Annotated in this window: 18 protein-coding genes; 6 read left to right on the top strand and 12 right to left on the bottom strand. The window is 66.6% G+C overall.

Features of this window, described 5'->3' with window-relative positions:
• The first annotated feature begins 45 nt into the window (after positions 1 to 45).
• The 3 genes from ACOYR3_RS14265 to ACOYR3_RS14255 are packed head-to-tail and all read left to right on the top strand — an operon-like array spanning position 46 to position 1,994.
• Positions 46 to 708, top strand: a complete 663-nt coding sequence (locus tag ACOYR3_RS14265) for an FMN-dependent NADH-azoreductase (protein WP_422843024.1) — start codon at positions 46 to 48, stop codon at positions 706 to 708.
• Complete coding sequence (locus tag ACOYR3_RS14260) at positions 705 to 1,346, top strand: SDR family oxidoreductase (RefSeq protein WP_422843023.1); 642 nt, start codon at positions 705 to 707, stop codon at positions 1,344 to 1,346. The genes ACOYR3_RS14265 and ACOYR3_RS14260 overlap by 4 nt, the downstream gene beginning before the upstream one ends.
• Before the next feature lie 15 nt (positions 1,347 to 1,361).
• Positions 1,362 to 1,994 (top strand): DsbA family oxidoreductase, encoded by a 633-nt coding sequence (locus ACOYR3_RS14255; protein ID WP_422843022.1) that lies wholly within the window; start codon positions 1,362 to 1,364, stop codon positions 1,992 to 1,994.
• Positions 1,995 to 2,173: 179 nt separating this feature from the next.
• Here the strand turns inward: ACOYR3_RS14255 and ACOYR3_RS14250 are convergent, their stop codons facing one another.
• The 7 genes from ACOYR3_RS14250 to ACOYR3_RS14220 all read right to left on the bottom strand — a co-directional run bounded on the left by ACOYR3_RS14250 (position 2,174) and on the right by ACOYR3_RS14220 (position 8,749).
• A complete protein-coding gene (locus tag ACOYR3_RS14250) occupies positions 2,174 to 4,168 on the bottom strand; it encodes a HEAT repeat domain-containing protein (RefSeq protein ID WP_422843021.1) in 1,995 nt (664 codons plus the stop codon).
• A 303-nt stretch (positions 4,169 to 4,471) separates the two neighbouring features.
• Positions 4,472 to 4,813: a carboxymuconolactone decarboxylase family protein gene (locus tag ACOYR3_RS14245; protein WP_422843020.1), complete on the bottom strand. Its 342-nt coding sequence runs from the start codon at positions 4,811 to 4,813 to the stop codon at positions 4,472 to 4,474.
• A 243-nt stretch (positions 4,814 to 5,056) separates the two neighbouring features.
• On the bottom strand, positions 5,057 to 5,638 hold the full coding sequence (locus tag ACOYR3_RS14240) for an RNA polymerase sigma factor (RefSeq protein ID WP_422843019.1): 582 nt from the start codon (positions 5,636 to 5,638) through the stop codon (positions 5,057 to 5,059).
• Entirely contained in the window at positions 5,638 to 5,856 is a 219-nt protein-coding gene (locus tag ACOYR3_RS14235; RefSeq protein ID WP_422843018.1) for a YgaP family membrane protein, read from the bottom strand. Before ACOYR3_RS14235 ends, ACOYR3_RS14240 begins: the two co-directional genes overlap by 1 nt.
• 296 nt (positions 5,857 to 6,152) lie before the next feature.
• The gene (locus ACOYR3_RS14230) at positions 6,153 to 6,827 is read right to left on the bottom strand and encodes an RraA family protein (protein WP_422843017.1); all 675 of its coding nucleotides are present in this window, start codon (positions 6,825 to 6,827) and stop codon (positions 6,153 to 6,155) included.
• A 41-nt stretch (positions 6,828 to 6,868) separates the two neighbouring features.
• Positions 6,869 to 7,858 carry a Bug family tripartite tricarboxylate transporter substrate binding protein gene (locus tag ACOYR3_RS14225; protein WP_422843016.1) on the bottom strand — a complete coding sequence of 330 codons (990 nt, stop codon included), beginning with the start codon at positions 7,856 to 7,858 and terminating at the stop codon, positions 6,869 to 6,871.
• Between the two features lie 39 nt (positions 7,859 to 7,897).
• Positions 7,898 to 8,749 carry a DUF1932 domain-containing protein gene (locus ACOYR3_RS14220; protein ID WP_422846594.1) on the bottom strand — a complete coding sequence of 284 codons (852 nt, stop codon included), beginning with the start codon at positions 8,747 to 8,749 and terminating at the stop codon, positions 7,898 to 7,900.
• Positions 8,750 to 8,964: 215 nt separating this feature from the next.
• On the opposite strand from ACOYR3_RS14220, the gene ACOYR3_RS14215 reads away from it, so the two are divergent.
• Positions 8,965 to 9,621: a GntR family transcriptional regulator gene (locus tag ACOYR3_RS14215; RefSeq protein ID WP_422843015.1), complete on the top strand. Its 657-nt coding sequence runs from the start codon at positions 8,965 to 8,967 to the stop codon at positions 9,619 to 9,621.
• A gap of 143 nt (positions 9,622 to 9,764) precedes the next feature.
• On the opposite strand, the gene ACOYR3_RS14210 is transcribed toward ACOYR3_RS14215, so the two are convergent.
• Both ACOYR3_RS14210 and ACOYR3_RS14205 read right to left on the bottom strand, forming a co-directional pair.
• The gene (locus ACOYR3_RS14210) at positions 9,765 to 10,313 is read right to left on the bottom strand and encodes a M50 family metallopeptidase (RefSeq protein ID WP_422843014.1); all 549 of its coding nucleotides are present in this window, start codon (positions 10,311 to 10,313) and stop codon (positions 9,765 to 9,767) included.
• A gap of 79 nt (positions 10,314 to 10,392) precedes the next feature.
• Positions 10,393 to 11,124: a glutathione S-transferase gene (locus ACOYR3_RS14205; protein ID WP_422843013.1), complete on the bottom strand. Its 732-nt coding sequence runs from the start codon at positions 11,122 to 11,124 to the stop codon at positions 10,393 to 10,395.
• Positions 11,125 to 11,280: 156 nt separating this feature from the next.
• Between ACOYR3_RS14205 and ACOYR3_RS14200 the strand changes: the two genes are divergently transcribed.
• Positions 11,281 to 12,921 (top strand): HD domain-containing phosphohydrolase, encoded by a 1,641-nt coding sequence (locus ACOYR3_RS14200; protein WP_422843012.1) that lies wholly within the window; start codon positions 11,281 to 11,283, stop codon positions 12,919 to 12,921.
• A gap of 61 nt (positions 12,922 to 12,982) precedes the next feature.
• Here ACOYR3_RS14200 and ACOYR3_RS14195 read toward each other — a convergent pair whose 3' ends face one another.
• The gene (locus ACOYR3_RS14195; protein WP_422843011.1) at positions 12,983 to 13,870 is read right to left on the bottom strand and encodes a LysR substrate-binding domain-containing protein; all 888 of its coding nucleotides are present in this window, start codon (positions 13,868 to 13,870) and stop codon (positions 12,983 to 12,985) included.
• Positions 13,871 to 14,012: 142 nt separating this feature from the next.
• On the opposite strand from ACOYR3_RS14195, the gene bla reads away from it, so the two are divergent.
• A complete protein-coding gene (gene bla / locus ACOYR3_RS14190; RefSeq protein ID WP_422843010.1) occupies positions 14,013 to 14,924 on the top strand; it encodes a class A beta-lactamase in 912 nt (303 codons plus the stop codon).
• 157 nt (positions 14,925 to 15,081) lie between these two features.
• Here bla and argA read toward each other — a convergent pair whose 3' ends face one another.
• Positions 15,082 to 16,428 (bottom strand): amino-acid N-acetyltransferase, encoded by a 1,347-nt coding sequence (gene argA / locus ACOYR3_RS14185; protein ID WP_422843009.1) that lies wholly within the window; start codon positions 16,426 to 16,428, stop codon positions 15,082 to 15,084.
• 206 nt (positions 16,429 to 16,634) lie between these two features.
• Positions 16,635 to 16,889, bottom strand: a complete 255-nt coding sequence (locus tag ACOYR3_RS14180; protein ID WP_422843008.1) for a hypothetical protein — start codon at positions 16,887 to 16,889, stop codon at positions 16,635 to 16,637.
• Positions 16,890 to 17,110: the final 221 nt, after the last annotated feature.

The raw sequence follows: 17,110 nt of genomic DNA, 5'->3' as shown, positions 1-17,110 counted from the left end.
TTCTTTTTTTTACCTGGTTCCCATTATTTCCCATCAGGAAACGCCATGAGCAACGTGCTTCTCGTCACTTCCAGCCCGCGCGGATCAGAGGGCCTGTCCACCCGGTTCGCCACCCAACTGGCAACGCAGCTTGCAGAGCAGGTTCCTGGCACCACGCTGACCCTCCGCGACTTGGCGGCAGCACCACTGGACCATATTGGTGAGGCTTACGTGGTGGGCCGCGCTACGCCGCCGGATACGCGAACCGCGGCACAGGCGGAGGCCGTCCAGCTGGCCGAACGCCTGGTCGCAGAACTGGCTGCCGCGGACGCGGTCGTGATCGGCTCGGCCATGATCAACTTCGGGCCGCCGTCACCCCTGAAGGCCTGGTTTGACCATGTGATCTGGCCCCGCGTCACCTTCCGGTACGCGGGCAACTCCGTTGAAGGCCTGCTCAAGGGCAAGAAGGTCTACCTCGTCACCGCCAGCGGGGGCGACTTCTCCGAAGAGCCACTGGCCGCCTGGGACTACCAGTCCGGCTACCTCAAGCACCTGCTCGGCTTCATCGGCTTGACCGATATCGAGCACCTGCGTGTCGAGGGCACGGCCCACGGGCCCGAGGCTGCCCAAGCCGCCGTCGCGTCCGCGGACAAGGCCCTGCAATCGCTGCTGCAGCGGGCCGCCCGCCCGTTGACCGCAACTCCCGACAGCGTGGAGGCCACGCAATGAGGATCGCCCTGTTTGGAGCCACCGGGTCCACCGGCAAATTCCTGATCCAGGAGGCGCTGCGGCAGGGCCACAGCTTGTCGGTGTACGCGCGAGACGCCCAGAAGCTTCAGGCGTTCCACGGGCAGATCGACGTGGTCGTGGGCAACCTGGAAGACAAGGATGCGATCACCGCGTGCCTGCGCGGCAGCGATGCCGTCATCAGCGCGCTGGGCCCCAACGGCTTCAAGGTCCAGGGCGACAGGCCCGTGATGCATGGCCTGACCCACATCATCGCGGCCATGAAGCAGGCGAACATCCGCCGCCTGATCCAGATATCCACCGCGGCCTATCGCGACCCGAAAGACGGTTTCGCCTTCAACGTGCGCGCCTTCGCGCTGCTGTTCCAGATCATTGCCCGCAAGGGCTTCGAGGACATCCGGGCCACCGCCGAATTGATCGCCAAGTCGGACCTCGAATGGACGCTGGTACGGATTCCCAACCTCCAGGACGGCCCCGCGGCGGGCGCGATCGACACGGGTTGGTACGGCAAGGCCAGGCTTGGCATGAAGTTGTCGCGAGGCAATCTGGCGAAGTTCCTGGTGGAGCAGGTGTCTGACACCCAGTTCATTCGAGCGGCCCCGGGCATCGCGGACCACTGAAAAGGACAGCCTCTCATGCTTCACATCGACCTCTACGCCGAGATCACATGCCCGTGGTGCTTCGTCGGCCTCCATCGGCTGGACAAGGTTCTGCGAGAGCACTTCAGCAATGTTCCCGTGGACATCCGGCACCGTCCGGTCGTGCTCCTGCCCGACGCCCCTGCTGGAGGCCTCTACATTCCCGACCTGCTGCGGTCGCGCTATGGCGTGACCGATCCGAAGACGGCGTTTGCGCGGCCCGAGGCCGCGGCGCGTGCCTCTGGCTTCGGTCTTGATCTCAGCCGGCAGCTGTGGACCTATCCGACCCAGCCGGCGCACGCGCTCCTCCTGGCTGCGGGTGAGCGAGGGACCCAGCATCAACTCGCGATTGCCCTCACCGACGCCTACTTCCTCGATGCGCGCAACATCGGGGACAGCGACGTCCTTGCCGGCGTCGCCGTCCACCATGGATTCGATCGCAGGGAAGCCCGGGCGATCGCGCAGGATTCCGCGGCGCCCCAACAGGTGCAAGAGGAAGTCGCCAGATCGGCCGCCGCGGGCATCCGATCGGTTCCTCACTTCGAATTCGGTTCTGGAGTCGCCATCAGCGGCGGCCGCAGCGAAGCCGAGATAGCGTCGGCTGTTCGCGAGGCCCTGCGCCGTAGCTAACCCAGCCCCTCGCGCGCCGTGGAACAACGGCAAGATGGTGGGTCGATGCCCTTGAGAGATATCCGAGCACACGGAGATTGGATGGCTCGGGCAAGTGCTTGCAACTCAACAGCCAGGCCTTTTCGGGCAGGCTGCCTCATCTCACCCGACAACCGGCAGAGGTCGGTGCAGAGCCAAGGTCACAAAGGAACCTCGAGCTCGCTCTCCTGGCGAAGCTGCCGGGCACGGGCCAACAGGAAAGCGCGTGTGCCAGGTACGGCCAGCCCATCAAGTGCTCCATCATCGGGCGCCCCCATCGCCAGCCAGGCGTGCATGGCGGCTTGCGCGACCTCGAGATGAACCTCTTTCAATAGCAGGTTGACAAGCGGCGCTCCTGCCGCAGGGTCTGCGATCTGGCCCAGCGCCATGCCCGCTCCCTGGCGGCGGCGCGGATTGGGGCTGCTCAGTTGATCGACCAGTGCGGGCACTGCGGCTGGATCGCGCAGACGCCCCAAAGCCTCGAATATCGCCTCGGTGGCGACGTCGGCCTGCAGCGCCCGTACCAAATCGGGAACCGCCTCCCGCGTGGCTGCTTTCGCCAGGGCTTCGGTGATCAGCCCGGCGTCAGCGGGCGACTCGGCGAGCGGTAGTGCCGCAGCCAGCGCTGCACGGACCTCATCGCCGGGCGTGGCCAACAATGCCATTCTGGCCGCGTCCCGCAAGGGGTTGCGGCGGACCATGAGAGGGGCTAACAACCCGGCGCCTTGGGGATCACGGAACTCGGCAAGCGCCGCCACGTAGCGGTGTCGCAAGCCGTTGCTGGCCTCCTGGGCTGCGCCGATCAGCGCAGGCAACACATCAGCCCCTTGCGCAGCCAGGGCTGCGCAGACGTGATGGACATATTCGTTGCGGATGCCGGGCAGCAGGCCCAAGAGCAGGGCCTGTACCTGGGGCCCGCGAAGATTTTTGCAGGCGTACGCCACGGCGCTGGCGTTCCAGTGATGGGGATCGTCCGCCAATGCCCGCGCGAAGCCCTCGAAACCCTCCGGACAGCCCATGGAGGCCAGCGCCTCGGCCACGCTCACGGCGTCGCCGCTGGAGAGCTGGGGTAGCATGGCGCGCAGATGCTCTGCCGCTTCCCCGGGCGCCGTGCGCGCCAGCTGCAGCGCGGCGGCTCGGCGCACCTGCAACGACGCCGACTGCAACCCGGCGCGGGGCCACTGCAGCTCGCCGGCCCCCTGCAGTTGGGCCAGCACATCGGCCAAGTCGCTGGCATCGCGCGGCGTCCTGGCCTGCTCCAGCGCGGCCATCAGTTCGGGCACGGCTTCCTGCGCCTTCAGCGGGCCCAGCGCCGGGGTGGCAATGGTCACTCCGGCCCGCAGCAGTGGCGCGATCGCACGCGCGTCGCCCAGCTCGCCAAGCGCCTTGACCAGTTCCATCCGTAGTTCCAGCGGCATTCCCCGGCGCGGGTGTTCAAACGTCTCGATCAGCGGGACCACCGCCGCCGCGTCGCCCAGGCGCCCCAGCGCGCTGGCACAGGTCCGGCGGACTCTCGCGTCCGCGTCGTTGAGTCCTTCGATCAGCAGGTCCAGGTTGGAGCGCGTGGATTTCAGGACCACCGCGCTGCACAGCGTGTTGATCACCTCGCCAAAGTCCTTCTTCTTGTCGGCCTCTTCACGCCGCAGCGTGCGGATGGCCTCCAGCAGGTCGGCGATGCAATGTTCGTCGGCGTGGCTGTGGAGGGACGTCGCGGCATACTCGCGCACCGCCGCGCTGCGGTGGCCCAAGGCCTTGAACAATGGCGCACGCGCCTGCGGCGAGGAGATACGGCCCAGGTACATGAAACCCGAGCAGGCTTCGTCAACGCTCTTGGACTTGGCCATGCGCAGGTACAGGGGCAACCCATCATTGGAGGGGCGGATCAGCAAGGCCTGCTTGGCCGCGTCCGCCACCTTCGCGTCTTCGTCCAGCGTCGCGTTCAGCAAGAGCGCTGGAGCACGATCGGCCAACTCCAGCAGTGCATTTCGGGCCAGGGGCCGCTGATTGGCAGGCGCAGACCGCAGGAGTGTCGTGATGGCCTCGAAAGCCACTGTGGGGGCAGCGTGGGAAAGCGCTTCCAGCGCCAGCAACACGTCAACGTTTTTGGAGGCGCTTAGCAGCTGGTCTGCCAGTGCCTGGCTTGGATTTTCATTCATAGGTGCTAGAAGGCGTGGCAGGGTTGCCTGGGCTCTACTCGCGCAAGTAGCCTCTCTGCATGGCAACTGGACAACCGGACGGGCAACCCCGATGCAGTCTCGTGGGGGGCGCTTTGCATCATAGAAGCCTTCCCAAGGCCGCCACTGGACAAATCCGGCATTTCGCCCGAAACCGCGGGCGAAAGTCGGCCGCATCGGGCGCCGGGCGGTTTCCCACTCCGCGAAGGCCGCCATTCCGGGTGCCTCGGACCTCAGCGATTGCGCTTGGACGCGGCACCTGGAGCATTCGGCCGGGGCCTTGCTCTACCCTTGTGGCGGTGCTTCGTCAAACAGCCGCAGGGCCATCAAACCGTGCCCGACGGTGGCCCCGGCCCGCACGGCAGCGGCAATCAGTGCAATCTCGGCCAGCTCTTCGCGCGTGGTTCCCAGGCGTTTGGCTGCACGTGAGTGGACGTCCAGGCAGTAGCCGCATTGGGTGGTCAGGGCGACGGCCAGGGCGATCCACTCGCGCGCTTTCGGCGGGATCGCGCCGTCGCTCCGTTTGACCGCATGGTCGTAGGCAAGAAAGGCGCTCGCCTCCTGCGGGACGAGGCCTGCCAACGTCGGGGCCAGCCGAAGGTCTTGAGGGGTTTGGTAGTGGCTCATGCTGCGGTGTCTCCTCGGCAAGAAGTCGAACGGGATGCGATGGACCGGTTTGCTGCGCTGCGCCCTCGCGCCCAGGTCGCAAACAAACCGATGAGCCAGCACGCAGGGCAGCCACGGAACAACCAGGCCGCGCCGGCCGCCGCGCCCATCCGCAGTGCGGGGGGCGCCCCCTCCGTGAGCAACGCCGCGCCCAGCAACGCGATGGCGAGCGCGCCTCTCAACAGGTGGACCCCCAGGGAGCGGCTACAGAACATTGCGGTCTCCCGAGGTGGCTGGCGGCGGTGCGCCGTCCTTCAGCCAATAGCCGCTGCCAAGCAACGCCTCCCGCACCCTGGCGCGGGCTCGGTGCAGGCGGCTTTTTACGGCCTCGATGCTCAAGCCCAGCTGGGCGGCGACCTCGGCCGTCGTCAGCTCGTGCACGTCGCGGAGGATGAGTACCTCCCGGTACGGCGGGCTGAGCCGCTCAATTGCGCGCGCCAGATCCAGTTGCAGATCCTGCGGAATGCGGGGTGCAGCCGCCTGCAGCTCGGCGTCTGCCAGTTCGTCCAGCGACTCGGCGTGGCTGCCGCGCCGGAACAGGCGGAAGCATTCGCGCTCGACGATGCGAAACAGCCAGGTGGCCAGCGTTGCCGCCGTGCGCAGCGCACCGATCTTGCGGTAGAGCTGCCACAGCGCGACTTGCACGGCGTCTTCTGCATCCTGTGTGGTGCTGCAGGTCCGCCGTGCGAAGCGCTTCAGGTCGGGCTGGCAGACCGTCAACAAGCGCAGGATCGCGTCGCGATCGCCCAGGCGGGCCGCCTCGACAAGGTGTGCATCGGCGCGCATCACGGGCCTTTCCGCAGGGGTTTGCGGCCCGCCATGGCGCAAGCGGGGCAAAACCCAACGAAGCCCGTGAGCGCGAGTGTGGCGGCCGCGGCCAGCGCGGCCCAGAGCAAGGCGCTGCTGGCAGGAAGGCTGGCAACGGCACCGGCGGCGATCAGCATGCCGAGGGCCACACGCAGCGTGCGCTCCCAGCGCGGCAGGTTTTGTTTCAGGTAGAACATGGACGGTCCGTGTAAGTGTTGAACCTTTACACAGAGGCAGCCCAACGCCAAAAGGATTCGCGATTTTCTCGCAAGCGTAGAAAAAAATGCGCTGCGGCATCAGCGGCAGCCGCGGGAGACGGCCGCTCACTGAGCGGCTCCCCCTGATTTCATTACGCGCAGTCGCCACGCACACGCATCGGGCGTCCTACCGTTCTCGGTTCGGGGTAGCGAAGAAAGCCGACGGTTCAAGGCAGACCCCACCGCAGCGCAGGCATTGCAGGTCACAAGGGTTGTTGCAGGGCAAAACGCGGTTCTTAATCCGCGAATGCGCAATTCGCACGCTTCAATGCTGCGTCGATCCACGCGTTGTCCTGAGTGCCGTCGCGTATTTCTGCCACCATCACTGCTTCGATATCCTGCTTCTTTTGCGCGGCAGCCAGCAGCCGCTCGGCTTCGTCATAGGGCACGCACAGCAGACCATCGTCGTCGCCAATGACCAGATCGCCGGGCTCGATGACCATGCCGTCAATGGCGACAGGTACGTTGATCTCACCAGGGCCATCCTTATAGGGGCCGCGATGGGTGACGCCAGCCGCGAAAACGGGAAAGCTGTCTTTGCGGATCACGGCGCTGTCGCGGATGGCGCCGTTGATGACGATGCCGCCGAAGCCTTTGAGCTTGGCCTCGCCCACCATGATCTCGCCAATCAGCGCATTGGTCAGATCTCCGCCTGCGTCCACTACGATCACGTCACCCGGTTGCGCGAGCTTCAGCGCTTTGTGGATCAGCAAGTTGTCGCCCGGACGGGTCTTGATGGTGAAGGCGGGCCCCGCCATGGAGGTACCGTTGTGCATGGGGCGAAGGCGTGCACCCGCGGCTGTCATGCGAGACATGCAGTCGCTGACGTTTGCCACCGGAACCGGCAAGAATTGCCGAGCCAATTCCAGACTTACTGCTCGTTGTCGTTTCAAAATGCGGCAGCCGATCATGTTGCTTCTCTCATTACGGGGAGGGGGTAAAAACGGGGGCATCAGTCGAGCGTGGTGCCCGAGCTTTTGACGATGGGTGCGAGCCGTGCGCGGTCGCTCGCATAGAGCTTGGCCATGTCCTCCGGTGTGCCGGTGATGAGTTCGGCGCCGGAATCCGCGATCTTTTTGGCTGCGTCAGGGGCGGTGACCACTTTGTTGATGGCCTCGTTAAGCTGCCGCACGACGGCATCCGGCGTGCCGGCCGGAGCCATCACGCCCCACACGCTGGCCAGCTCCACCCCCTTGATGCCGGACTCCGCATATGTCGGAACATTGGGCAGCAGCTTCGAGCGGCGTGCGGAGGTCACGCCGAGCGCGCGTACCTTGCCCGATTGGATGTGGGGCAGCAATGTGGGGATCGAGCCCATGTACATGTCGATGCGCCCGCCCATCAGGTCGGGCATGGCACTGGCCATGCCACGGTACGGAATGTGCACGAATTTGACGTCGGAGCTTTTTTGCCAGGCCTCGCTGACGAGGTGCGAAATAGTGCCGGTGCCCGGTGTGGCAAAACTCAGGCGTCCGGGGTCCTTCCTCGCCGCCTGCATGAGGTCGTCCAGCGTTTTGTACGGTGCATCGGCATTGACCACCAACACCGCGGCCCCGGCAGCAACCAGTGCTACAGGTCGAAGGTCCTTGTCGGGGTTGTACGTCAACTTGGTGTACAGGAGTGGATTGAGCACTACGTTGTCGGTCTGGGCCATCACCAGCGTCAGGCCATCGGCCGGCGCCTTGGCCGTCTGGTCCAGCGCCAGGTTGCCGCCGGAACCAGGCTTGTTCTCCACAACGATGGTCCAGCCATAGGTATCGGTGAGCTTGTGGCCGACCAGGCGTGCGAGGTTGTCGGTGCCGCCGCCTGCCGGGAAGGGCACGAGGATCTTGATGGGCCGTTGGGGGTAGTTGCCCTGCGAGTGGGCCGGGGTGAGTGCTGCCGCAGCAGCAGCCACTGCGAGCAGAGTGCCGAGGGCAAATTTGCGCCGAAACAAAGTCATTTCGGGTGTCTCCTTCTGGTTTGTGGGCGAGGGCATGGGCTAAGGCCGGTTGTTGAATACATGGTTGCCAAGCCAGGCAACAGCTTCGTCAGCCGTCGTGCCGGTGAAAGGCAGCGCCGCATGCGCTTTGGCGGTAACGCCAAAAAGCGCTTCCACGGCGGGTGAGACGATCGGCGCCAAGCCGTGTCGGGCCATCTGCTGTTGAGCTTCGACCACTTCATTGCGGCGGCGTGCCGAGTGCGGGATGTGTGTGCGCACCATGGACTCCATCAGTGCGCGCAGCGGTGTCTCGTCGATATCCTCCAGAACGGCATGGAGTTGCTCGCGCAAGCCCATCCGCTGAGCAGTAACCAAGCATTCAACGGCAAGCGCCTCAATGCCTTTGGTGTAGATGCTGCGCAATAGCTTGAGGGAGGCGGCATCCCCCGGTCCCTGGCCCACGACGCGAACGGAGCCGCCAAAGGGCAAAAACAATTCCCGTACAAAAGCAGCTTTGCCGCCCGCTACGAGCAACGGCGTTTTTTTGCCGCCCAGATTGACGGCGCCCGTGATTGCCACGTCCACGAAGTGGACGGTCCTGCCCCGAATGCCGCGCTCGGCCAATTCCCCGCATTCGCGCATCTCGCGAGGGTCGGCGGTCGTCATGTCCACGTACACCGCGCTTTCACCCAAGTGCGGCAGACAGGCCTCGAACAAACTGCGCGCGACAGTGCCGAACACTGCGCTCACGATCACGTCGGCCTCGTTCAGCCAAGCGCCCGGAGCCATGTGCACCTCTGACCCAGCGGCCTGTGCGGCGCCGGCCAGGGCGGCGTTGGGTTGCAGGTCGCACAGGCCAACCAAGCTGTGTCCTTGCGACAAGAAGGCCTGCAGGTAGCAGGTACCCACCATTCCTCCGCCAAGTATTGCGAATTTCATTTAAGTACAAATTTGGAACATTTATCGCAGTGTAGGTAGATTCTCTAAGAGAAATATCTAGGGTTTTCCCTTGATGGTGCAAAATTTGCACTGTTTTTGTATTTTTTGAGTTTGTCGTGGCGCTCTGCTGCCCGCCACATCGGTGGCCTAGAATTGCCTCACCACTTACCCCATTTGGTGCAACAACAGTGCAAAACGTGAAAGACAGGGCGTACGAAGTCCTGCGCCAGCGGCTCATCGGTGGGCACTACCGGCCCGGCGAGCAACTCAAGGAAGAGCCCATCGCCCGCGACCTGGGGCTAAGCCGCACGCCGGTGCGCAACGCGTTGCACCGCTTGGTAGAAGACGGCCTAGCCACCAATGGTGCGGGGCAGGGTATTCGCGTCTCAGAGTGGAGCGATTGGGATGTCGAAGAGACGTTTCAGCTGCGGATGCTGCTGGAGCCGTATGCCTCGTTTCTAGCGGCCACGCGCGGCGGCGATGGGCTGGCCGACGAATTGGAAGCCAGCAACCAACGCATGGAGACGGGCATTGCTGCCGGCGCGGACGGTATTGCAGAGGTGCAGTCTGCCAACCGGGATTTTCACCACGCGCTGATCGAGGCGTCGGGTTCGCCGCGCCTCAAAGCCATGCTGGCGACCATGATCGACATGCCGATCATCAAGCGTTCGTTCTACATCTACACGCCGCAGGAGCTGATGCAAAGCTTGCATCACCATCGGGATCTGGTCATTGCCGTGCGCTCCCGGGATGGCGAACTGGCGCGCCACGTCATGCAACTTCACTTGCGGATGTCCTATCACCGGTTCATGAAGCGTCGGGGCGAGTTTCGCAAAGCTGGATGAGCACCATGGCCTGGCTGCATGGCCCACAGAGGTCAAGTGGAGCCGGTGGAACAGGTGCAGAAATGGGCGCTCAACGGCAGAGCCAGAAGAACATCGGGCTCCGAAAGGCCTGAACCAATGAGAACCAATGAAGGGAGCCGCACTTACGACGCGCGGCGCCCCGCCAGTGCTTGCCTTGCGATTTTGAGCAGGCTGGCGCCATCGCTGCCCTGTATCGGCGCCAGGTTCACGAGCATGTACAGCGCGTTTGCCCCGACGAGCACGAACAGCGCCGCATTGGCGGCGGGGCTGGAGGGCGGTGCGCCGCGGACCAGCAGATAGCCCAGGGTGAGAACCAGCAGAAGAAGCTGGGCCAGCAGCCCGCCAGCGGCCACCAGCGCGGCCTGGGGCAGGCTGCGGGAGGCGTCCGTGACGCAGCACCCGCCATAGCCGGACAAGACAATGGCGTGCACCCTTGCCGAACAGGCTCGCGCAGCGACTGCATGCCCCAGTTCGTGCAACACCACGATTGCGACCGTGCACAGGAATGCGGCGAGGTAGTTGGCCACCGGGGAGCCTGCTGCGTGCTTTGCGGGCACGTAGGCAATGGTGGCGCCCAGGAACGGGAGCGACCAGTTCAGGCTGACTTGAACGCTGCGGATGTCAAATCGGAGGCTGGGGCCTGGTGGATCAAGTTGCTTCATCGTAGGCATTCCATGGCGTGCAGTGTGGCCCGCAGAATGTACGGCACGGAGAGCGCCGGCAAGGCCAGCCGTCTCGGCGGAGGCCACCTCAGTCTGGGCGGCGTTCGGCGCGCAGCGGGGCAGGCGGCAGGCCCGCTGCGTGCGTACCGCCGGGGAATCGCACGCCCTCTGTTCCTTCGGTCCACGGCGCCAGCTTGTCGCCCATCACGCACGCGAACAAGGCGCTTTCCTGCCACCGTGCCAGCCACGCCCGCAATTGGGGCCAGGGCTGCGCGTCCCACCAGGCTTTGTCGATGCCTGCGAACTGGCGCACGAAGGGCGCGATGGCCATGTCGGCCAGCGCGGGGTGCTGGCCGAAGAGGGAGCTGGTGGCCTGTGCAGGCTCCGCCAGCCGCGCCAGCCGCGCCTGCAGCGCTTGCAGCCAGGCGGTGGCGAGGGCGCGTTCCGCAGGCACGTCCTCGCCGGGGTAGCGCGTGGGGTACTTGCACCGGTCCAGCGCGCGTTTGAAGGGGCCGTCGCACTCGGCGATCAGCGCCAGCATGTCGCGCAGCGTGCCGTGGCCCGGCGTCAGCCAGCTTTCGGGGTCGCGCTGGCGCAGGGCCCACAGCATGATGTCCAGGCTTTGGTCCAGCACCTGGCCGGTGGGCAGCACCAGCACGGGCACGGTGGCTTTGGGGGACGCCTGCAGCAGGGCCTGGGGCTTGTGCTTCAGGTCCACCTCGCGCAGCTCGCAGGCCTGGCCGCTCACGGCCAGGGCCAGGCGGGCGCGCATGGCATAGGGGCAGCGGCGGAAGGAATACAGGATGGGAAGGGGCGGCATGGGGGCTGCGGGTGGAACGGCCGGCGCATGGGCGCGGGTGGCAGGGCGCGGCGCTGTTGCGGCTCTGCTGTAGCGATGATAGCGGTCACTTTTCGTTACGATGGGCGGCTGCAACGCCGCACGCCGCATCCAACGCAACGCCACGCAAGGTGCTCTATGGACAAGGAATCCACGGTCAGTCTTTTTCGCCGCCTGGAGCAGCTCAACGGCATCGGGGCGGCGCTGTCGCGCGAGCGGGACATCGAGCGGCTGCTGGAGAACATTCTGGAGGCGGCCAAGGCCATCACCGGGGCCGACGGGGGCACGCTCTACAGCGTGGCAGAGGATGGCGCGGCGCTCAAGTTCGAGATCGTGCGCACCGATTCGCTGGGCATTCGCCTGGGCGGCACCACGGGCCGGCCGATTGATTTTCCGCAGCTGCCGCTGCGCCATGCCGATGGTTCGCCCAACGATTCGCTGGTGGCGGCGCACGCGGCCCTGCACGACCGCACGGTGAACATTGCCGACGCCTACGCGGCGGCGGGGTTCGACTTCTCGGGCACGCGCGCCTTTGATGCGCGCACGGGCTACCGCTCGCAATCGTTCCTGACGGTGCCGATGAAGAACCACGACCGCGAGCTGATCGGCGTGCTGCAGCTCATCAATGCGCGCGATCCGGCAACGGGCGAAGTCACGGCCTTTTCCGAGGCCGACCAGAGCCTGGCCGAGTCACTGGCCTCGCAGGCGGCCATTGCGCTGACCAACCGCTTGCTCATCACGCAGCTGGAGCGGCTGTTCGAGTCGTTCGTGAACCTCATCAACCTGGCCATTGACGAAAAGTCGCCGTACACCGGCGGCCATTGCCAGCGCGTGCCGGCCCTCACCATGATGCTGGCCGAGGCGGCGGATGCCGCCACCGAAGGGCCGCTGGCGGATTTCAGGATGACCGAGCGGGACCGCTACGAGCTGAAGATGGCCGGCCTGCTGCACGACTGCGGCAAGATCACCACGCCCGTGCATGTGGTGGACAAGGCCACCAAGCTGCAGACGATCTATGACCGCATCGGCCTGGTGGACACGCGGTTCGAAGTGCTCAAGCGCGACGCCGAACTGGCGGCCTTGCGCCGGCAGCTGGCGCTGCGGCCCGTGGCCGACGCGCAGGGCGAGGCGCAGGCGCTCAAGGGCCTGCAGGCGGAGCTGGCGGCGTTGGAGGCCGACCGCGCATTTTTGCGCCAGTGCAACACGGGCTCCGAAGCCATGCGGCCCGAGGACCAGCAGCGCGTGCGCGACATTGCGGCGGGGCGGCAGTGGCGCAATCCGCAGGGCGTGCAGACCGCGTTCCTGACCGCCGAAGAGGTGGAGAACCTGACCATCCGCTCCGGCACGCTGAACCAGGCTGAGCGCGACACCATCAACTACCACATCGTCGCCACCATCAAGATGCTGGAGACGCTGCCCTGGCCGCGCCACCTGCGCAACGTGCCGGAGTACGCAGGCGGGCACCACGAGCGCATGGACGGCAAGGGCTACCCGCGCGGCCTCACGCGCGAGCAGATGTCGCTGCAGGCGCGCATGATGGGCATTGCCGATATTTTTGAGGCGCTGACGGCCGCGGACCGGCCCTACAAGAGCGGCATGACCCTGTCGCAGGCCCTGGCCATCATGGCGCGCATGCGGGACAACGGGCACATCGACCCGGACCTGTTCGACGTGTTCGTGCGCAGCCAGGTGCCCCTGCGGTATGCCCGGCAGTTCCTGGAACCGTCGCAGATCGACGAAGTGCCGGCGGACCTGCGGGCACCCGCTGTGCGCAGCTGAACAAGGATGCTATAAAAACAATAGCTGCTTGCGCTTTCTGCACAAGCGCTGGAGCCCGATTTTATTCATCCATGCCCAGTGGCGTCTGGGTGTCGCGGGCCTGCGCCATCAGCCAGTCGCGGAAGGCGGCCATGGCGCCGGTGGCCGGGCGCGACTGCAGCCGCGTGAGCCAGTAGGCCCCCTGGTGCAGCTCCTGCGCAAAGGGCTGTACCAGCCGGCCCTGGCGCAGCTCGCGCGTGAACATGCGCACGGGCAGCAAGGCCATGCCCGCGCCTTGTGCGGCGGCTTCGGCCAGGGTGAGGGAGGAGTCGAACACCGCGCCGCGCACCACGGGGCAGGGGGCGCCCGCGGCGTCGAACCACGCCGCCCATTCGTCCGCGCGGTAGCTGCGCAGCAGGGGCTGGCGCGCCAGGTCGGCGGCACAGCGCAGCCCATGGGCCAGCGCCGGCGCGCACACCACGGACAGCGGCGCGTCCATGATGCGCTCGGCGTGCGTGCCGTGCCAGGCGCCGTCGCCAAAGCGGATGGCAAAGTCCAGCCCCTCGCCGGCCATGTCCACGCGGTTGTTGTGCGTGAGCAGGCGCAGGTCCACAAACGGGCAGGCCTGCTGAAAGCCGCGCAGCCGCGGCAGCAGCCAGCCCACGGCAAACGTGCCGACGGCCCCCACCGTGAGCACCTCGCGCGGGCGCGTGTCGCCCAGCTGCTCCAGCGCCCGCGCCAGGTTGCCAAACGATTCCACCACCACCGGCAGCAGGGCCTGGCCCTCGTCCGTCAGCGCCAGCCCGCGCGGCAGGCGCCGGAACAGCGGCTTGCCCAGGCGGTCCTCCAGCTTGCGGATGTGCTGGCTCACGGCGGTCTGGGTCACATGCAGCTCCTCGGCCGCACGGGTCAGGTTGAGGTGGCGGGCCGCGGCCTCGAAGGCGCGCAGGGCATTGAGCGGCAGGTGCATGGCTCTGCGTGGTTGCGTAGTGGTGTGGCGGCGCGGTGAGAGGCAAGTTTTTCTGGGGGCTGGCGGCAATTATTGTCGCTGGTGCTGCCCGCGGGGCCCCGATATCGTTCGCGCCTTGTTCTTGTTCATTTCCAGGCTTTTTATGCAAAGACGACAGTTTTCCTTGGGTGTGGTGGCCGCCGCGGCGCTGCCGGTGTGGGGCTGTGCGGGGGCCCCCGGTGGCCCCGGCAGTGCCGACCGCCACCATGCCGTGGCGCGCCGGTGGACCGAAACGCTGGAGGGCATCGAGCGCTCCGCAAAGGGGCGCCTGGGCGTGGCCATGCTGGACACCGGCTCGGGCCTGGCGCTGGGCTGGCGGCAGGACGAGCGCTTTGCCATGGCCAGCACGTTCAAGGCCGCGCTGGCGGGCTGGATGCTGGCGCTGGTGGACCAGGGCCAGGAGCGCCTGGACGCGCGCGTGCACTACCCCGAGGCCGACGTGGTGCCGTATTCGCCCGTCAGCGGCGCCCGCGCCGGGGCCGGTGGCGGCCTGACGGTGGGCGAGCTGTGCGCCGCCACCGTGAGCCTGAGCGACAACACCGCCGCCAATGTGCTGATGGCGCGCCATGGCGGGCCGGCGGGCTACACGGCCTTTGTGCGTTCGCTCGGCGACGAGGTGACCCGCCTGGACCGCACCGAGCCCACCCTGAACGAAGCCGCCGTGGGCGACCCCCGCGACACCACCACGCCGCTGGCCATGCGGCAGACGCTGCAAAAGCTGGTGCTGGGCGATGCGCTCACGCCCGCGTCGCGCGCCTGGCTGCAGCGCTGGCTGGTGGAAACCAGCACCGGCGACAAGCGCCTGCGCGCAGGCGTGCCGGGCTGGCGGGTGGGCGACAAGACGGGCACGGGCAGCGGGGGCACGGTCAATGACATTGGCGTGCTGTGGCCGCCGGGCGGCGGCGCGCCCGTGGTGGTGACGTGCTACCTCACGCAGTCCACGGCATCGCCCGAGCAGCGCGAGGCGGCCATTGCGCAGGTGGCGCGGGCGGTGGTGGCGGCGCGGCTGGGGTAGGGCGAAAGGGGCGGGTTGGGGAGCAACGTGGTGGGGTGGGCAAGCTGCTGCCCGCCCCTTGCCAACCCGCCGTTCGGGCTGAGCTTGTCGAAGCCTTGCGCTGCGCTTCGACGGGCTCAGCGTGAACGGCTGACGGGGCGTTCACGGCCCCGGTGCGTCAGAGCTTCTTCACCAGCACCTGGCTGCGCCGGTCCCAGTTGTACTTGCGCTTGCGCGCATCGGGCAGCCAGTCCGGGTCCACGGGCTGGAAGCCGCGCTTGATGAACCAGTGCATGGTGCGGGTGGTCAGCACGAAGAGGCTCTCCAGCCCCAGCAGGCGGGCGCGCTGCTCGATGCGCTTGAGCAGCTTTTCGCCGTCGCCCGTGCCCTGGCTTTGCGGCGACACGGTCACGGCGGCCATCTCGGCCGTCTTGGCCTCGGGGTAGGGGTACAGGGCCGCGCAGCCGAAGATCACGCCGTCGTGCTCGATGATGGTGTAGGCCTCGATGTCGCGCTCGATCTCGGTGCGGTCGCGCTTGACCAGCGTGCCGTCTTTCTCAAACGGCTCGATCAGCTGCAGGATGCCGCCCACGTCGTCGATGGTGGCTTCGCGCAGCTCCTCGAGCTTTTCGTCGATGACCATGGTGCCGATGCCGTCGTGCACGTACACCTCCAGCAGCAGCGATCCGTCCAGCGCGAACGGGATGATGTGGCTGCGCTCCACGCCGCCCTTGCAGGCCTTCACGCAGTGCTGCAGGTAAAAGCCCGTGTCGGTGGGCTGCTGCGCGGTGGGCAGCTGGGCCAGCAGGGCCTGTGCGGCGGCCAGCGGCAGTTCGGTGTCGATGGGGTTGTCCTCGCTCTCGGGCGCAAGCGGATTCGTGCGGATGCCCGGCACTTCGGTCAGGAAGATCAGCTTGTCCGCGTGCAGCTCGATGGCCACGCTGGTGGCCACCTCTTCCATGGCCAGATTGAAGGCCTCGCCCGTGGGCGAGAAGCCAAAGGGCGACAGCAGCACCAGCGCGCCCATGTCCAGCGTGCGCTGGATGCCGCCCACGTCCACCTTGCGCACCAGGCCCGAGTGCTGGAAGTCCACGCCGTCCACGATGCCCACCGGCCGTGCCGTGAGGAAGTTGCCCGAGATCACCCGTACCGTGGCGCCCGCCATGGGCGTGTTGGGCAGGCCCTGGCTGAAGGCCGCTTCGATCTCATAGCGCAGCTGGCCGGCGGCCTCCTGGGCGCAATCGAGCGCCACCGAGTCGGTGATGCGGATGCCGTGCGAATACTTGGCGGCATGCCCCTTGGCCGCCAGCTGCTCGTTCACCTGCGGGCGAAACCCGTGCACGAGCACGATCTTCACGCCCATGGCCTGGATCAGCGCCAGGTCTTGCGCAATGCTGTGCAGCTTGCCTGCCGCAATGGCCTCGCCCGTGAGCCCGATCACAAAGGTCTGGTTGCGGAACTTGTGGATGTAGGGCGCCACCGACCGGAACCAGGGCACGAAGGTGAAATTGAAAACGGCGGACATGGCGGTGTGCAAGGCCCTCAGCAGACGGGATGGAACGGGGGAAATGGGGCGGTCCGCTGGTTTGCAGACCGCCCGGCTCAGGCGCGCATCATAAGCATGCTGAGCATCGCTGCGGCGCCGGGCGGGCGCGGCGGTGCTGCGCTGCGGCGTCAACAATGGCAAAAGGGCGCCGATAGGCCGGACTGCGCGGGGCCCGGCCGGCTTCTTCAGTCGCGTTCACCCGCGCGGGTGGCCTGGGCCAGCGCCCTTTGCAGGGCCACCTTGTCGGCGCGGCGCTGTGCGCCCTGGCTGCGGATGTGCTTGCCAGCCGCGCTGGACAGACTGCGCTGGGCCAGCGCGGTGGCCACGGGGTTCCGGGGCGCGCCCGAGGATTCAAGCTTCAGGACCAAGGGCTGCTTCATGCGGCGCAGCTTCTTGATGTCACCCTGGGCATAGGCGCGAGAGAGTTTTTGGGCACTCATATGTGCATGCATTCCACAAACAAAAAACCCCGGCAAAGTAGCCAGGGCTTGCGGAGCGCTGCACTGCGGTGCAGGAGGGCGCTTGTCTGCCATGGCTGGATGCGTGAAAACACGGTCCAGCCGGGGCGGTGGACGGTGGTCAGGCGGGAGCGGACGAGTGAACCGACATGGTGATGACCTCCAGAAAAGTTTCAGCAGGGCCGGCAAGGCCTGCCGCTGAG

This window comes from Acidovorax sp. M2(2025), assembly GCF_049330835.1.
In the GTDB taxonomy this organism is placed as follows: domain Bacteria; phylum Pseudomonadota; class Gammaproteobacteria; order Burkholderiales; family Burkholderiaceae_C; genus Acidovorax.
Note: the sequence above shows the minus strand (reverse complement) of the source record. Positions and strands in the feature narration are given on the sequence as shown.

What these genes read in the sequence shown, in the direction of transcription:
- ACOYR3_RS14265 (WP_422843024.1), top strand. Translation starts at nt 46, where the DNA reads ATGAGCAACGTGCTTCTCGTCACTTCCAGCCCGCGCGGATCAGAGGGC.
- ACOYR3_RS14260 (WP_422843023.1), top strand. Translation starts at nt 705, where the DNA reads ATGAGGATCGCCCTGTTTGGAGCCACCGGGTCCACCGGCAAATTCCTG.
- ACOYR3_RS14255 (WP_422843022.1), top strand. Translation starts at nt 1,362, where the DNA reads ATGCTTCACATCGACCTCTACGCCGAGATCACATGCCCGTGGTGCTTC.
- ACOYR3_RS14250 (WP_422843021.1), bottom strand. Translation starts at nt 4,168, where the DNA reads ATGAATGAAAATCCAAGCCAGGCACTGGCAGACCAGCTGCTAAGCGCC.
- ACOYR3_RS14245 (WP_422843020.1), bottom strand. Translation starts at nt 4,813, where the DNA reads ATGAGCCACTACCAAACCCCTCAAGACCTTCGGCTGGCCCCGACGTTG.
- ACOYR3_RS14240 (WP_422843019.1), bottom strand. Translation starts at nt 5,638, where the DNA reads ATGCGCGCCGATGCACACCTTGTCGAGGCGGCCCGCCTGGGCGATCGC.
- ACOYR3_RS14235 (WP_422843018.1), bottom strand. Translation starts at nt 5,856, where the DNA reads ATGTTCTACCTGAAACAAAACCTGCCGCGCTGGGAGCGCACGCTGCGT.
- ACOYR3_RS14230 (WP_422843017.1), bottom strand. Translation starts at nt 6,827, where the DNA reads ATGATCGGCTGCCGCATTTTGAAACGACAACGAGCAGTAAGTCTGGAA.
- ACOYR3_RS14225 (WP_422843016.1), bottom strand. Translation starts at nt 7,858, where the DNA reads ATGACTTTGTTTCGGCGCAAATTTGCCCTCGGCACTCTGCTCGCAGTG.
- ACOYR3_RS14220 (WP_422846594.1), bottom strand. Translation starts at nt 8,749, where the DNA reads ATGGTGGGTACCTGCTACCTGCAGGCCTTCTTGTCGCAAGGACACAGC.
- ACOYR3_RS14210 (WP_422843014.1), bottom strand. Translation starts at nt 10,313, where the DNA reads ATGCCTACGATGAAGCAACTTGATCCACCAGGCCCCAGCCTCCGATTT.
- ACOYR3_RS14205 (WP_422843013.1), bottom strand. Translation starts at nt 11,124, where the DNA reads ATGCCGCCCCTTCCCATCCTGTATTCCTTCCGCCGCTGCCCCTATGCC.
- ACOYR3_RS14200 (WP_422843012.1), top strand. Translation starts at nt 11,281, where the DNA reads ATGGACAAGGAATCCACGGTCAGTCTTTTTCGCCGCCTGGAGCAGCTC.
- ACOYR3_RS14195 (WP_422843011.1), bottom strand. Translation starts at nt 13,870, where the DNA reads ATGCACCTGCCGCTCAATGCCCTGCGCGCCTTCGAGGCCGCGGCCCGC.
- bla (WP_422843010.1), top strand. Translation starts at nt 14,013, where the DNA reads ATGCAAAGACGACAGTTTTCCTTGGGTGTGGTGGCCGCCGCGGCGCTG.
- argA (WP_422843009.1), bottom strand. Translation starts at nt 16,428, where the DNA reads ATGTCCGCCGTTTTCAATTTCACCTTCGTGCCCTGGTTCCGGTCGGTG.
- ACOYR3_RS14180 (WP_422843008.1), bottom strand. Translation starts at nt 16,889, where the DNA reads ATGAGTGCCCAAAAACTCTCTCGCGCCTATGCCCAGGGTGACATCAAG.